Origin of the sequence: Jiangella anatolica, from assembly GCF_003236295.1 — a bacterium.
GTDB classification, from domain to species: Bacteria; Actinomycetota; Actinomycetes; order Jiangellales; family Jiangellaceae; genus Jiangella; species Jiangella anatolica.
Genome location: NZ_POTW01000005.1, coordinates 28,337 through 41,622, shown reverse-complemented (window position 1 = coordinate 41,622; position 13,286 = coordinate 28,337). Strand labels below are relative to the sequence as shown.

General features: G+C 72.9%; 14 protein-coding genes. 4 read left to right on the top strand and 10 right to left on the bottom strand.

The features are described 5' to 3' along the window. Positions 1-281: 281 nt before the first annotated feature. Both C1I92_RS03125 and C1I92_RS03120 read left to right on the top strand, forming a co-directional pair. Positions 282-1,370 (top strand): IS110 family RNA-guided transposase, encoded by a 1,089-nt coding sequence (locus C1I92_RS03125; RefSeq protein ID WP_111253210.1) that lies wholly within the window; start codon positions 282-284, stop codon positions 1,368-1,370. Between the two features lie 100 nt (positions 1,371-1,470). Continuing rightward, positions 1,471-2,802, top strand: coding sequence for a right-handed parallel beta-helix repeat-containing protein (locus C1I92_RS03120; RefSeq protein ID WP_158563949.1), 1,332 nt, complete (start codon positions 1,471-1,473; stop codon positions 2,800-2,802). On the opposite strand, the gene C1I92_RS03115 is transcribed toward C1I92_RS03120, so the two are convergent. From C1I92_RS03115 to C1I92_RS03075, 10 genes are all read right to left on the bottom strand, one after another. Then, the gene (locus tag C1I92_RS03115; protein ID WP_111253208.1) at positions 2,789-4,129 is read right to left on the bottom strand and encodes an NAD(P)/FAD-dependent oxidoreductase; all 1,341 of its coding nucleotides are present in this window, start codon (positions 4,127-4,129) and stop codon (positions 2,789-2,791) included. The two genes, C1I92_RS03120 and C1I92_RS03115, sit on opposite strands and share 14 nt — an antisense overlap. A 108-nt stretch (positions 4,130-4,237) precedes the next feature. Next, on the bottom strand, positions 4,238-4,999 hold the full coding sequence (locus C1I92_RS03110) for a 6-phosphogluconolactonase (RefSeq protein WP_111253207.1): 762 nt from the start codon (positions 4,997-4,999) through the stop codon (positions 4,238-4,240). Continuing rightward, on the bottom strand, positions 4,996-5,976 hold the full coding sequence (locus C1I92_RS03105) for a BadF/BadG/BcrA/BcrD ATPase family protein (RefSeq protein WP_158563946.1): 981 nt from the start codon (positions 5,974-5,976) through the stop codon (positions 4,996-4,998). The genes C1I92_RS03110 and C1I92_RS03105 overlap by 4 nt, the downstream gene beginning before the upstream one ends. Continuing rightward, entirely contained in the window at positions 5,973-7,232 is a 1,260-nt protein-coding gene (locus tag C1I92_RS03100) for a 6-phospho-beta-glucosidase (RefSeq protein WP_111253205.1), read from the bottom strand. Before C1I92_RS03100 ends, C1I92_RS03105 begins: the two co-directional genes overlap by 4 nt. 54 nt (positions 7,233-7,286) lie before the next feature. Then, a complete protein-coding gene (locus C1I92_RS03095; RefSeq protein WP_158563943.1) occupies positions 7,287-7,619 on the bottom strand; it encodes a type II toxin-antitoxin system RelE/ParE family toxin in 333 nt (110 codons plus the stop codon). Then, complete coding sequence (locus C1I92_RS03090) at positions 7,616-7,849, bottom strand: addiction module protein (RefSeq protein WP_111253203.1); 234 nt, start codon at positions 7,847-7,849, stop codon at positions 7,616-7,618. Before C1I92_RS03090 ends, C1I92_RS03095 begins: the two co-directional genes overlap by 4 nt. A gap of 29 nt (positions 7,850-7,878) precedes the next feature. Then, a complete protein-coding gene (locus tag C1I92_RS03085) occupies positions 7,879-8,679 on the bottom strand; it encodes a family 1 encapsulin nanocompartment shell protein (protein WP_111253202.1) in 801 nt (266 codons plus the stop codon). Next, complete coding sequence (locus C1I92_RS03080) at positions 8,676-9,668, bottom strand: Dyp-type peroxidase (protein ID WP_233506835.1); 993 nt, start codon at positions 9,666-9,668, stop codon at positions 8,676-8,678. Before C1I92_RS03080 ends, C1I92_RS03085 begins: the two co-directional genes overlap by 4 nt. Before the next feature lie 43 nt (positions 9,669-9,711). Next, positions 9,712-10,905 carry a hypothetical protein gene (locus C1I92_RS34735; protein WP_233506834.1) on the bottom strand — a complete coding sequence of 398 codons (1,194 nt, stop codon included), beginning with the start codon at positions 10,903-10,905 and terminating at the stop codon, positions 9,712-9,714. After that, positions 10,902-11,438, bottom strand: a complete 537-nt coding sequence (locus C1I92_RS03075; RefSeq protein ID WP_199520908.1) for a SigE family RNA polymerase sigma factor — start codon at positions 11,436-11,438, stop codon at positions 10,902-10,904. The genes C1I92_RS34735 and C1I92_RS03075 overlap by 4 nt, the downstream gene beginning before the upstream one ends. A gap of 137 nt (positions 11,439-11,575) precedes the next feature. Between C1I92_RS03075 and C1I92_RS03070 the strand changes: the two genes are divergently transcribed. Further along, a complete protein-coding gene (locus C1I92_RS03070; RefSeq protein ID WP_111253200.1) occupies positions 11,576-12,889 on the top strand; it encodes a PQQ-dependent sugar dehydrogenase in 1,314 nt (437 codons plus the stop codon). A 43-nt stretch (positions 12,890-12,932) separates the two neighbouring features. Beyond that, positions 12,933-13,247 (top strand): DUF3817 domain-containing protein, encoded by a 315-nt coding sequence (locus tag C1I92_RS03065; RefSeq protein WP_111253199.1) that lies wholly within the window; start codon positions 12,933-12,935, stop codon positions 13,245-13,247. Positions 13,248-13,286 lie beyond the last annotated feature (39 nt).

The following is a 13,286-nucleotide window of genomic DNA, read 5'->3' as shown; positions in this document are numbered from 1 at the left end:
TACCCAGGAGACGAACGACGAGTGCCCCGTTACGACTGTGAGGATGAGATGGTGCCGCCCCGGATCGTGGTCTGACCCGCGTTACGACTGGCCTTGGGTGCCTTGTGTTTGATCTGTCGACTGCGCGTCCGGGGCGGTGCTTGCTGCCGTCGGGTCGGCCAGGCGTGTCTCTATAGGGGCCTTGCTCGCAACAGGGCACCGCCACAGTCCTGACCGCCTGGGCCGACCCGACGACGGCCATCCGTTCCCGAGCCGTCAGGAGACGAACGACCTTGCCCAGCATGCCCTACCCAACTGCACCGGCGATTCCGTCCGACTCTGCCGAGGTCGTGCTGGGGGTTGATACGCACAAGGACGTGCACGTCGCGGCGGCGCTCACCGCGGTGGGTGTCTTGCTGGCCACCGCCACGTTCCCGACAACGGCGGCCGGCTACCGGCAGCTGCTGGCGTGGGCGCGTGGGTTCGGGCCGGTGCGCCGCGCTGGGGTGGAGTGCACCGGTTCCTATGGCGCTGCGCTGGCCCGCTATCTGAGCGCCGAGGCGGTCAGCGTGATCGAGGTCAACCGCGGTGACCGCAGCGAACGACGGCGCCGCGGAAAGACCGACACCCTTGATGCCGAGACAGCAGCCCGAGCCGTGCTGTCCGGACGCGCCACCGCAGTCGCGAAGTCCGGCGACGGGCAGGTCGAGATGCTGCGGATGTTCAAACTGGCCAAGGCCTCGGCCATCAAGTCCCGCAGCCAGGCGATCAACCAGCTCAAGGCAGTCCTGGTCCGCGCCGACCCTGCCCTACGCGAGGCGATGACCGGTCTGAGCAACCCGGCCCTGTTCCGCCGATGCGCCGAGCTGAGCGCGGCAAGCCCCATCGATCCGACCGGAGCGGCCGCGTTCACCCTGCGACTGCTCGCCCGTCGCATCATCGAGTTGACCAGCGAAATCGACGAGCTCAACAACCAGATCACCACCGCCATCCAGGCTCACGCACCGGCGCTGCTGCAGCGCTACGGCGTCGGCCCGGACACGGCTGCCGCGTTGCTGCTCGCTGCCGGCGACAACCCTGAACGGCTGACCAGCGAGGCATCCTTCGCTGCGCTCTGCGGTGTCAGTCCGATCGAAGCGTCATCGGGCAAGACGCACCGCCGCCGGCTCAACCGGGGCGGAGACCGACAAGCCAACTCCGCGCTCTACACGATCACCATCGCCCGGCTGCGCTGGGACAAGCACACCCAGGACTACGTTCGACGACGCACCGAAGAGGGCAAGACCCGACGCGAAGCGATCCGTTGCCTCAAGCGCTACATCGCCCGAGAGATCTATCGCGACATCACCACCGCCAGACGATCGCCATCACCAGCCGCTGCAGCCGCTTGACATCCATAGGGGCATCAACCGGCTACCACTGGGTGCCGCACTGATCACATTTCGACGGAATCGGCCGCGGGCGGCGTGGCGGCCCGGTTACCGTGCGGCAGTGAGACCACGCCTCCGCTACGCGGCCCCACTCGTCCTCGCCCTCGTCCTGTCCGCCGCCTGTTCCGGCGAGGACGAGCCCTCCTCGGCCGAGACGACCTCGGCGGGCGGCGGCGCGGAGGTGGTGCGGGTGCCGGCGGACGCGGCGACGATCACCGAGGCCGTCGGCGCGGTCGCGGAGGGCGGCCTGGTGCTGGTCGACGCGGGGACGTACCCGGAGGCGGTCGTCGTCGACAAGGCCGACGTCACCATCCGCGGCGCGGACCGCAACGCCGTCGTCGTCGACGGCGAGGGGGAGCGGGCGATCGGGATCCTCGGCATCGCCGACGGCGTGCGGGTGCAGAACCTCACCGCGACCCGGCACACGCTGGCCGGCGTGCTGATCTCCGGCGTGCACGACGAGACCGGCAACGTGCCCGGCGACGCGTACACGAGCGAGGAGCCGGAGGAGGAGCTGCTGCAGCGCTACGAGGTCCGCAACGTCACCTCGACCAACAACGGCCTGTACGGGATCTACGCGTTCCACTCCCAGCACGGCGCGATCGTCGACAGCTACGCCTCCGGGGGCGCGGACTCCGGGTTCTATCTCGGCCAGTGCGTCGACTGCGACGCCGTCGTCACCGGCAACGTGGCCGAGCGCAACGCCGTCGGCTTCGAGAACGCGAACGCCTCGGGCGGCGTGCTGATCACCGGGAACCGGTTCGCCGGCAACCGGGTCGGGCTGACGCTGACGTCGGACTACCAGGAGGCGTTCGTCCCGCAGCGCGACAACCTCGTCGTCGGCAACGTCATCACCGACAACGTGCAGGCCGACTCGCCGGCGCAGGCCGAGGGCGGGTTCGGTGTCGGGATCGGCATCGCCGGCGGCCAGCAGAACGTCATCGAGCGGAACCTGATCGGCGGCAACACCACCGCCGGCACGCTGATCAGCAGCGCCGAGGACGTGCCGGCGCTGGACAACCGGTTCGTCGCGAACACGTTCAGCGCGAACCGATACGACATCGCCGACATCTCCACCGACCGGGCGCCGTCGACCGGGACCTGCCTGGACGGCAACGGGTTCGCGTCGGTTCTGCCAGAGGCGATCGCGACCGCCGTCTGCCCGGCCGGCACGCCGGCGATCTCCGGCGTCACGCTGACCGACGTCCCGGCCGCCCCGCCCGGCGTCCCGTTCCTGGACGTGACGCTGCCGGGGCCGCAACCGGGCATGGAGGGCGACCTGACCGCCGTCCCGGAGCCGCTGCCGGACACGCCCGAGCGGCCCGCGACCGACGCCCTGCCCGTCCCTGACGCCGGCCTGCTCGCGGACCGCTCGGCACTCACTGCCGGCTGACGCGGCGGTCCCGGTCGCCGAGCGTGGCGGCGACGAACTCCGCGCGCGGGTGCTGCACCGACAGCAGCGAGACGATGTCGCGGCCGTAGAACGCGGCCGCCGCCCACACCAGGAACACCCGGACCTTGCGCTCCCACGTCGGGACCGCGAGGACGTGGTAGCCGCGGTGCATCAGCCAGGCCAGCAGGCCGGTGATGACGATGCGGCGGTACTGGAAGATGCCCTTGCCCAGGCCGAGTGTGGCGACCGTGCCGAGGCTGTGGTGCACGTACGGCTTGGTCCTGCGGCCGCGCAGGTCGGCGACGAGGTTCTTGGCCAGCCGCTTGCCCTCGCGGACCGCGTTCTGCGCGTTCGGGACGACGAGCGCGCCCGGCCGGTCCGACGCCAGGTCCGGGACGGCGGCGTTGTCGCCGGCCGCCCACGCGTCCGCCACCGGCGCGTCGTCGGTGCCGATGCGCAGGTCGGCGCGGACCCGGAACAGCCCCTGCTCGTCCACCGGCAGGTCGGTGTGGTGCGCGACGACCGGGTTGCTCTGATTGCCGGCGGCCCACACGAGCAGGTGGTTGTCGTACTCGGTGCCGTCGGAGAGCACGACGTGGCCGTTCTCGGCGGACACGAGCTTGGTCTCCAGGTGCACGTGCCCGCCGCGCTTCTCCAGGTGCCGGACCACCCACGCGCCGGGCTTGTCCGTCACCTCCGGCAGGATGCGGTCGCGCAGCTCGACCAGGTGGAAGCCGAGGTCGTCGAAGCTGAGCTCGGGGTACCGCTTCAGCAGCGCGGTGGCCAGCGACAACAGCTCGCCGAAGCCCTCGACGCCGGTGAAGCCGCCGCCGACCACCGTCACCGTGAGCAGCCGCTTGCGGTCCGGGCCGGGCGGCAGCGCCGCGGCCCGCTCGAAGGCCGTCAGCAGCCGGTCGCGGATCGCGACGGCCTCCTCGACGTGCTTGAGGCCGATCGCCTCGCGTGCGACGCCCGGGATCGGGAACGTCCTGGTCACCGCGCCGGCGGTGACGACGATGACGTCGTACTCCAGCTCCCGGTCCGGCGCGTCCGGCGTGCTGACGGTGGCCGTCCGGTGCGCGTGGTCGATGCCGACGACGGTGCCGGCGATGATCCGGGTGCGGCGCAGGTGCCGGCGCAGCGACACCGCGACGTGCCGGGCCTCGACCGAGCCGGCCGTCACCTCCGGCAGGAACGGCTGGTAGGTCATGTACGGCCGCGGGTCGACGATCGTGACCTCCGCCTCGCCGCGGCGCAGCTTCTTCTCCAGCCGCCACGCGGTGTAGAACCCGGCGTACCCGCCGCCGACGATCAGGATCCTGCGCATCGCTCCTCCTCGTGTTCTCACCATGACGACGGCGTAGCGGTGCCCGTTCGTGACGAGTCTGAGTGTGACGTCCGGAACAGTGCCACGGCCAGGGCGGCCGTGGACCCGTCAGCCCTGGGCGGCGGCCTCGTCGACCCACAGCTGCGGGTCGCGGCACTCGTGGACGAGCGTGGCGGGCCAGTCGGCCTGCCAGCCGGACGCGGCCCGGGTTCGTCGGACGGTGTGCGCCTTCGCCGCGCCGGTCGCGACCAGGCGGACCCGCCGCGACAGCTCGACGATCGTCGCCGGTCCAACGCTGACGCCCTGGCGTGGGACCGCGTCGAGCGTGCGCAGGTGCGGGAACGTCGCGAGGTTGTCGCGACGGGTGGTCTCGGCGAGGTCGATCACCCGGGTGCGGTCGGCGCGGTCGCAGCCCGGCGGGTTGAACGCGACGTGGCCGTCGGAGACGCCGCTGGCCAGCAGGAACAGGTCGACGCCGCCGGCCGCGGCGATCCGCTCGTCGTACGCGGCGGGGTCGGCCGGGTCGGGCAGCCAGACCTCGGCGACGCCGGGCAGCGGCGCTACGGCGTCGCTCCAGGGCGTGGCGATGTGCTCCCGGCCGAACCGCTCGCAGCTGTGCGCCCGGTCGATGCCGACGCGGCGGCCGGGCCCGGCCAAGTAGTCGTCCATCATGACGATGACCAGGCCGGACAGGTCGCGCGGTCGTTCGGCGAGGGCTGCGGCGACCGCCCGGTACGTCGGCATCAGGCTGCGGCCGCCGGGGCAGCCGAGCAGGTACCGGCCGCCGGCGCGGTCCAGGTCGGCGAGGATCTCGGCGGCCAGCGCCCGGCCGAGCGCGTCGGCGTCGGGGAACACCCGGGTCGTCGTCACGGCAGCACCTTCGGCTCGGCGTCGCGGAAGGCCCGCCGGACGTCGTCGTCGCGGCCCGTGACGCCGAGCCGGTCCAGGCCGAGCAGCACGGCACCGGCGACCGGCGGGCCGGTCACGACGCTCGGCGCGAACTCGTCCCACAGGTCCGTGGGCAGCGCGGCGAGCAGCCGGCCGGCCGGGTCGGCCAGCAGGCCGCCGCCGAGGACGAGCGTCCAGTCGGCCCGTCCCTCGGCGCCGGACGCGCCGGACGCGCCGGACGCGCCCGCCGCCCGCCGGGCCGCTCGGGCGGACACCGCGATCTCCTCGGCCAGGCCGCTCACCAGCGCGGACGCGACCGGGTCGCCGTCGCGCCAGGCGTCGAGGACGGCCGGGACGAGGCCGTCGAGGTCACGCTCGGTCAGCTCGCCGCGCAGCAGCCGCTCGGCAAGCACGGCGACCGACGGCAGCCCGAGCAGGCCGCGGACCGCGTCGACCAGGGCGGTCGCCGGACCGCGGCCGTCCTCCGCGCGGGCGGCCGCCCGGACCGCCTCCCGGGCCAGGTGGTCGCCGGCGCCGCTGAGGTCGCCGGACTGCCAGCCGAGGCCCGGGAACTCGACGGTGGTCGCGCCGGCCCGGGCGACGCACTTCAGCCCCGCCCCACCCACCACGGCGACCGCCGGGGCCGACGGCGGCGCGCCCGCGCGCAGCAGCGCCCACGCGTCGTTCGCCACCTCGGCGACGACGCCGCGCCGGGCCAGCGCCGCCCGGACCGCGTCGGCCTGGAACGGCAGGTCGACGCCGGCGAGGTGGCAGCCGCCGGTCGCGTCGCTCAGGTCCAGCCCGGTCCGCTGGACGAGATCCGCGACGATCGCCGCGGCCCGGTCCGGCCCGGTCGCGCTGCCCGGTCCGCGCACCCACGCGCGCAGCTCGCCGTCGCCCGTCACGACCGCGACGTCGGTCTTGGAGTTGCCGCCGTCGACGCCGAGGACGAGCGTCACCGCAGCCACGCGAGGTGGTCGCGGTTGGCCGCCAGCAGCAGGTCGGTCAGCTCGTCGGCGACGGCGTACTGGCCGATCAGCGGGTGCGCGAGCAGCGCCTTGAAGACGCGGTCGCGGCCGCCGTGCACCGCGGCGTCCAGCGCGAGGTCCTCGTACGCCGTCACGTGCGCGATCAGCCCGGCGACCAGCGGCTCGACCGGGTCGACGGGCAGCGGCGCGACCGCGTCCGCCGTCACCGCCGCCGGGACCTCGACCACCGCGTCGACGGGCAGGAACGGCAGCGTCGAGCCGTTGCGTACGTTCAGCACGTGCGTCCGGCCGTCGCCGCTCAGCAGGGAGTTCATCAGGTCCAGCGCCGCGTCGGAGTAGTGCGCGCCGCCGCGGCGGGTGAGCAGCTCCGGCTTGGCCGTGACGGACTCGTCGGCGTACTGGCGCAGCAGCTCGGCCTCGATCGCCATGACCTCCTGCGCGCGGACGCCGTGCTCCTGCTGCCGGGCGACGACCTCGTCGTGCGCGTAGTAGTAGTGCAGGTAGTACGACGGCACCGTGCCGAGCCGGCGGACCAGGCCGGCGGGCAGGCCGGTGGCCGGCGCGACCCGGTGGGCGTGTTCGGCCAGCAGCCGCGGCAGCACGTCCTCTCCGTCCAGCCAGACGCGTCGTTCCCAGGTGAGGTGGTTGAGTCCGACGTGGTCGAGCGCGATCCGGGCCGGGTCCACGTCGAGGATCCTGGCGAAGTGCCGCTGGAACACCGCGGCGGCGCTGCACAGACCGGCGACGCGGTCGTGCCCGGCCCGCAGCAGGGCGCGGGTGACGATGCCGACGGGGTTGGTGAAGTCGATGATCCAGGCGTCGGGGTTGACCTTGCGCACGCCCTCGACGACGTCGAGCATCACGGGGACGGTCCGCAGAGCCTTGGCCAGCCCGCCGGCGCCGGTGGTCTCCTGGCCGAGGCAGTCGCAGCTCAGCGGGATCGTCTCGTCGCTCAGGCGCGCGTCCTGCCCGCCGACCCGCAGCTGGACGAGCACGATCCCGGCGCCGTCGGCCGCGGCCGCGAGGTCGGTGTGGGTGGTGACGGCGGCCGGGTGGCCGCCGGCTCGGAGCATGCGCCGGCTGACCCCGGCCAGCACGTCCAACCGCTCCGCCGCGACGTCGTGCAGCGCCAGCTCCGTCACGTCCAGGGCGTCGCGCAGCCGCACGAGGCCGGCCACGATCTCGGGGGTGTAGGTGGACCCGCCGCCGACGATGGTGAGCTTCATGTGGCAACGATCCCACACGGCGTGCAAGCGAGGGAAGACCGGGTCGGGCCGGCCTCAGGGCGTCGTGTCCGGACCTGGTCGATCGCGCCGCCAATAGCCCGGCCGGCGCTTGTCATGGGCAACGGCGAGGACGCTGATCGTGTCGTCGAGGACGAGATACACGACTGTGTAGGGGAACCTCGGCACTGGGGCCCTGCGGGCCGGGATGTCGTCCGCGACGCCCGGCACGGGAGCTCCCGCCACCGGCCAGCGGCTGATGTGCGCGACGGTGTTGTCGACAGCCGCGAGGAAGTCGGCCCCCAGGCCGTGGCGGTGCCTGTCGTACCAGTGGACCGCGCCTTCGAGCTCGGCCGCGGCCTCCGGCTCGATCCGGACCTTACGAGTCAACGGTCGGCGAGACGATCGCGGACCGCACCCCAGTCCTCACCGTTGGACTCGCCCGACAGCACGCGGCGGGCCCGCAACTCGATCTCGCGAGCCCACGAGTCCTCAACGGCTTGCCGATCCGCTTCGTCGGACTCGTCCAGGCTGGCGAGCAGTCCGGCCGCGACGTCGGCACGGTCGCTGCGAGGCAGTGCCAGCGCCGCGCGCAGCAGGTCCTCAGCGTGGCTCGTCATGTGGCCAGTCTAGGCCGGTCGGCCGTCCGTTACCCGTGCAGGGCGACGCCGGATTCGCCGGTCTGGAGGAGGAAGGTGAAGGCCTCCTCGAAGTAGAGCTCGACCGTGTCGGCGTCGTGGGAGAGGTAGCCGATGGAGAGGTCCTGGGCGAGGTGCAGCTCGTAGTCGCCGCCGCGGGCGGACAGCAGCAGCCCGCCGTCGATGGCGGGGGCGAAGATGATCTCGCCGTCGTGCAGGACGCGGGCGACGTGCTCGCGGATGGGGTAGCCGTGGTCGGTGGTCTCCTCGACCGCGGTGTAGACGTCGGCCGAGAGCAGCAGGCTGTACGGGCCGCCGACGCCGGCGAGCCGGAGCGTGGTGAGTGCCTGGGCGACCGCGTCGGGCACCTCCCGGACGTCCGACGGCAACGTGACCGGCGCGTTCGTCGTGCCCGCGACGATGCCCTCGATGCCGGCCGCCGCGAAGCCGGCGACGATGGCGCGGTCCTCGGCATAGGCGATCCGCTTCGCCGCGTCCTTCACCGGCTGCCAGTCCGCGTCCTTCGCACCCCGCTCGACGTCGTCGACGGCCTGGCGGTCGACGGTGAAGGGGACGCGCAGCTCGACCACCGGCCGGACCTCGCGGCTGCGCGCCAGCACGCCCTCGCCGGGACCGTCGAGCAGCCGCAGGTGCCCGGTGCCGACCCCGTGCAGGACGTCGTCGCCGGGGCCGATGACGTCGACGACGCGGCGGGCGGCGACGTACTGGACGAAGGTGCGGCGGGCCTCGGCCTCGATGTCGGCCCAGGCGGCCGCCGAGACGGGCGCGAGTTCGCGGTGCAGGTTGTTCATGAGGCGTCGCTCCTCCTGAGACTGCCGATGTTCAGGCTACGGGCGGTGGCCGGCGGGGCGGGCGGATCGCCGAGATCGGCCAGGAACTCGCTGTGCGGCGCGAAGAACAGCCCGCCGGTCACCGCGACCGAGAAGTCGAGGATCCGGTCGTGCCGGCCGGGCGGGTCGCCGATGAACATGTTCTCCAGCATCCGCTCGGTGACGGCCGGGTCGGCGGCGTAGCCGATGAAGTAGGTGCCGAACTCGCCGGCGCCGGGACGGCCGAACGGCATGTTGTCGCGCAGGATCTCCAGCTCCTCGCCGTCGTCGTCGGTGATCGACGTCAGCGCGACGTGCGAGTCGGCCGGCTGCTCGTCGTCGGACAGCTCGACGTCGGAGAGCTTGCGGCGCCCGATCACCCGCTCCTGGTCCTCGGTCGTGAGCGCGTTCCACGCCTCCATGTCGTGCAGGTACTTCTGCACGATGACGTAGCTGCCGCCCTCGAACCCCGGCTCGTCGGTGAGGACGGCGGCAGCGGCGCCCGCGCCGACCGGGTTCTCCGTCCCGTCGACGAAGCCCAGCAGGTCGCGCTGCTCGAAGTAGCGGAACCCGTGCACCTCGTCGACGACGGTGACGGCGCCGGCCAGCCGCGCCGCGATCAGCGAGGCCAGCTCGAAGCACAGGTCCATGCGCCGCGCCCGGATGTGGAACAGCAGGTCACCTGGGGTGGCGATGGCGGTGTGCCGAGCGCCGTGGAACTCGCGGAACGGGTGCAGGCCGGACGGCGCGTCGCCCAGACGCAGCCGCGGCCAGACGGCGGCGCCGATGGCGGTGACGCAGGTGAGGTCGCCGTCGGCGCTGCGGAACCCGACCGCCCGGGTCAGCCCGCCGACGTCGGCGAGCAGCCCGCGGACCACGTCCTCGCCGCCCTCGTCGACGGTGGCCACGAGGAAGATCGCGGCCTCGGTCAGCGATCCGAGCACTGCCTGCGGCGTCGCGGGATCGGTCACCAGGGCATTATCGCCCGCCGGCCCGCGCCGCCGCAGGAAGGCGTCACCAGAACTGGCGCGCCAGCTCGTATGCGTACCCGTTCTGGTCGGCGGGGACCACCGGCGCGGCCAGCTCGCACGCGCCGTCGAGGTCGCACCGCAGCAGCGCCGCCTCCCGCTCGCCGCCGCCATCCAGAACGACGGAGATCAGCACGTGCTCGTTGTCCTCGAAGGCGGCGTCGTGGACGAACCGGCCGGTGTAGGTATGGACGACGGCGCCGGTGCGGGCGTTGACGATGACGGCGAACGGGTTTCCCTCGTCGTCGGGGGAGGGCGCCGTGCCGAGCAGGTGGCGTCCGTCGAGGCTGAAGCGCGTGAACGAGTAGTCGCAGGTCCGCCACAGGGGCTCGGCCGCACCGTCCTCGAACACCGCCCAGCAACTGCCGGTGTCCGACGACTCGGTCATCCCGGCGACCAGCCCGGCCCCCGTCGACACGGCGCCGACGCGCAGCACGTCCCACGGCGGCGTCTCCCACGCGCCGTCGTCCGGGCCCACGCCGAAGCCGTCGATGTGCACGCCGGCCCACGGCTCGGCGTCGGTCTCGACGTTGGACACCAGGCGGTGGTCGTCGAGGAAGCCGACGGGGTCCACCCGCTGGCCCGGCGGCACGGCGTGGCTGAGCGGCCCGGTCCCGCCGTCGGGCGGGCCGGCCCAGACCACGCCGGAGTTCGCGTCGTAGTACGCCATCAGCGCGCCGTCGGGGGAGAGCACAGGACCGGCCCCGTCCAGGGTCGACTGGTACCGCCCGGACTCGTCGAAGTTCTGGATCTCTGGACCCGTGGCGGTCAGCGAGGTGCCGTAGAAGCCGCCGGGCACCTCCAGCACGTCGCGCAGGCCCGCCGGCAGCTCGACGGTGCTCCCGTCGGTCCGGTGGAAGGTGTCGCCGGCCAGATACCCGATCGACGGCGGCGCCCCGACGCGCATCCCGTCCACGACCAGCTCGGTCGTCGTCGACGACGTCGGCGCCGGCCGGACCGGTGGCGCGGTCTGCGGGCCGTCGCGCAGGGAGAGCACCGCCGGGACGGCGACGACCAGCGCGAGCGCGGTCGCGGCGCCGGCGGCCACGGCGCGGCGGCGCCGGAGCGTCCGGGCCTGCCGCCGGGCCCGCCCGGCCAGCCCGGGGGTGGTGAGCACGTCGCCGGAGCGGCGGCGGAGCTCGGTCGCGAGCGTGTTCTCGAGGTCGTCGAACTCGTTCATCGGTCGTTCCCCCCTCGCTCCTCGAGCCGGGTTCGCAGGGTCGCCAGCGCCCGGCTGGTCTGTGACTTCACGGTGCCGACCGAGCAGCCGAGCGCGGCGGCGACGTCCTGCTCGCTCATGTCCTCGTAGAAGCGGAGGACGACGGCGGCGCGCTGCCGCGGTGGCAGCCCCTGCACCACGGTCCACAGCGCGTCGCGGTCGGCCAGCGCCTGGCCGAAGTCCGGGCCGGCCGGCCGCTCGGGGACGGCGTCGGTGCTCCGCTCGGCCCGTCGCCAGGCCCGCCGCCACCAGCTCGCGTGCTCGTTGACCATGATCCGTTTCGTGTAGGCGTCGACGGAGTCGGCCCGCTCCAGCCGGTTCCAGGCCAGGTACAGCTTGGCGAGGGCGGTCTGCACGAGGTCCTCAGCCGCGTGCTGCTCGCCGGTGAGCAGGTACGCCAGGCGCAGCAGCGCCGCCTGCCGGGCCTCGACGTACTGCTCGAAGGCCCGGTCCCGGCCCATCGCGACGAGTGCCGCGTTCGCGTCGACGTCCATCCCACCCCCTTCGGGTCACCCCTCAAGACGCGAGCGGGTGGGCCGAAGTTGCATCCGCGCAAAGGGCAATCCATCGAGTGCCGTGTCACGTATTACCGGCCGCCCTAGCGATCGACTCATCGTCCAAGGGAGATGCCATGTCCGCCACCCCCGTCCTCCGCAGGCTCCGTCTCGCGCTGATGCCGCCGCTGTTGCTGGTCGCCGCCGTGGCGACGTCCGCGGCTGCTCAGGCCGACCGTGACGACGGCCCGTTGCCCGTCTCCGAGCTCCAGGTCGGCAGCGAGGTCGTCGCGACGACCGGGCTCCGGCTGTCCGCGATCGGCACCCCCGACGACGGCAGCGGCCGGCTGTTCGTCGTCGACAAGGCCGGCCGCGTCCTCGTCTTCCACCCTGATACCGGTGTCGTCGACGCGCAGCCGCTGCTCGACCTCACCGGCCGGGTCAGCACGGCCGGCAACGAGCGCGGCCTGCTCGGCGTCGCGCCGTCGCCGGACTTCGAGGAGACACACACGTTGTTCGTCAGCTACACCGCGATCGGCACCGGGGTCGAGAACGGCGCGCTCACCGTCTCGCGGTTCGTGCTCGACGACGCCGGCCAGACGATCATCGACCCGGCCACCGAGCAGCGCGTCATCCGCCAGCAGCACAACCTCAACTCCAACCACAACGGCGGCGACCTGATGTTCGGCCCCGACGGCTACCTCTACTGGAGCACCGGCGACGGCGGCAGCGCGGACGACCCGCTGTACGGCGCGCAGAACCTCAGCACGCTGCTGGGCAAGATCGTCCGGATCGACGTCATGCGCGAGTGCGACGGCCGGCTCTACTGCATCCCGAAGGACAACCCGTTCGCCCGCAGCACGATCGCCCGTCCGGAGATCTGGGCGTGGGGCCTGCGCAACCCGTGGCGGTTCTCCATCGACGAGCGCAGCGACTCGATGTGGATCGGCGACGTCGGCCAGAACCGCTGGGAGGAGATCAACCACGTCTCCATCGACGACGACGACCAGCCGCGCGACGGCTGGAACTTCGGCTGGTCCTGCCGCGAGGGCGACGACCTGCACCGGCAGCCCGCCAACGCCGGCGAGGGGCCGGACCCGTTCCTCGACATCCGCTGCAACCCGCGCGCCGAGTACACCGACCCCGTCTACGCCTACGGCCTGGCCGGCAACGACCGGTGCGCCGTGATGGGCGGCCTGGTGTACCGCGGCGAGGAGTTCGAGGACATCGCCGACGGCACCTACGTCGCCGCCGACTACTGCACCGGGCAGGCGTTCGCGATCCAGGAGGGGCGCCGCGGCCGGCACGACGTCAACGACGCCGTCGGCATGCTGCCGGCCCGGATCACCTCGTTCGGCGCCGACGCCGACGGCGAGGTCTACTTCGTCACCGACGCGATCGCCCCGGGCGCCGGCGCGATCCACCGGCTCACGTTCGCGCCTGCCGGCTGACCCTCGGACGTCTCGACGGCGGGCCGGCCCGTAGGGTGACGGGGTGAGTGCTGCGCTTCGCTGGTTCCGCATCGCCGCCATCGCCGAGGGGATCTCCTGGGCCGGCCTGCTCGTCGGGATGTTCTTCAAGTACGTCGTCGTCGAGAACGAGATCGGGGTGCAGATCTTCGGCCCGATCCACGGCGGCATCTTCCTCGTCTACCTCGTGACGGTGCTCGCCGCCTGGCGGTCCGAGCGCTGGTCCTTCACGACGACGATCCTCGGTCTCGCGTCGGCGATCCCGCCGTTCATGACCGTGTGGTTCGAGCGCCGTGTGCTGCGCGAAAGGAATCTGACACTTTCAGCTCAGCAAGCGTGAGAACGACCTAGGCGGCGGCGAAGGTTGCTGATAAGTTCG

What these genes read in the sequence shown, in the direction of transcription:
- C1I92_RS03125 (WP_111253210.1), top strand. Translation starts at nt 282, where the DNA reads ATGCCCTACCCAACTGCACCGGCGATTCCGTCCGACTCTGCCGAGGTC.
- C1I92_RS03115 (WP_111253208.1), bottom strand. Translation starts at nt 4,129, where the DNA reads ATGCGCAGGATCCTGATCGTCGGCGGCGGGTACGCCGGGTTCTACACC.
- C1I92_RS03100 (WP_111253205.1), bottom strand. Translation starts at nt 7,232, where the DNA reads ATGAAGCTCACCATCGTCGGCGGCGGGTCCACCTACACCCCCGAGATC.
- C1I92_RS03090 (WP_111253203.1), bottom strand. Translation starts at nt 7,849, where the DNA reads ATGACGAGCCACGCTGAGGACCTGCTGCGCGCGGCGCTGGCACTGCCT.
- C1I92_RS03085 (WP_111253202.1), bottom strand. Translation starts at nt 8,679, where the DNA reads ATGAACAACCTGCACCGCGAACTCGCGCCCGTCTCGGCGGCCGCCTGG.
- C1I92_RS34735 (WP_233506834.1), bottom strand. Translation starts at nt 10,905, where the DNA reads ATGAACGAGTTCGACGACCTCGAGAACACGCTCGCGACCGAGCTCCGC.
- C1I92_RS03075 (WP_199520908.1), bottom strand. Translation starts at nt 11,438, where the DNA reads ATGGACGTCGACGCGAACGCGGCACTCGTCGCGATGGGCCGGGACCGG.
- C1I92_RS03070 (WP_111253200.1), top strand. Translation starts at nt 11,576, where the DNA reads ATGTCCGCCACCCCCGTCCTCCGCAGGCTCCGTCTCGCGCTGATGCCG.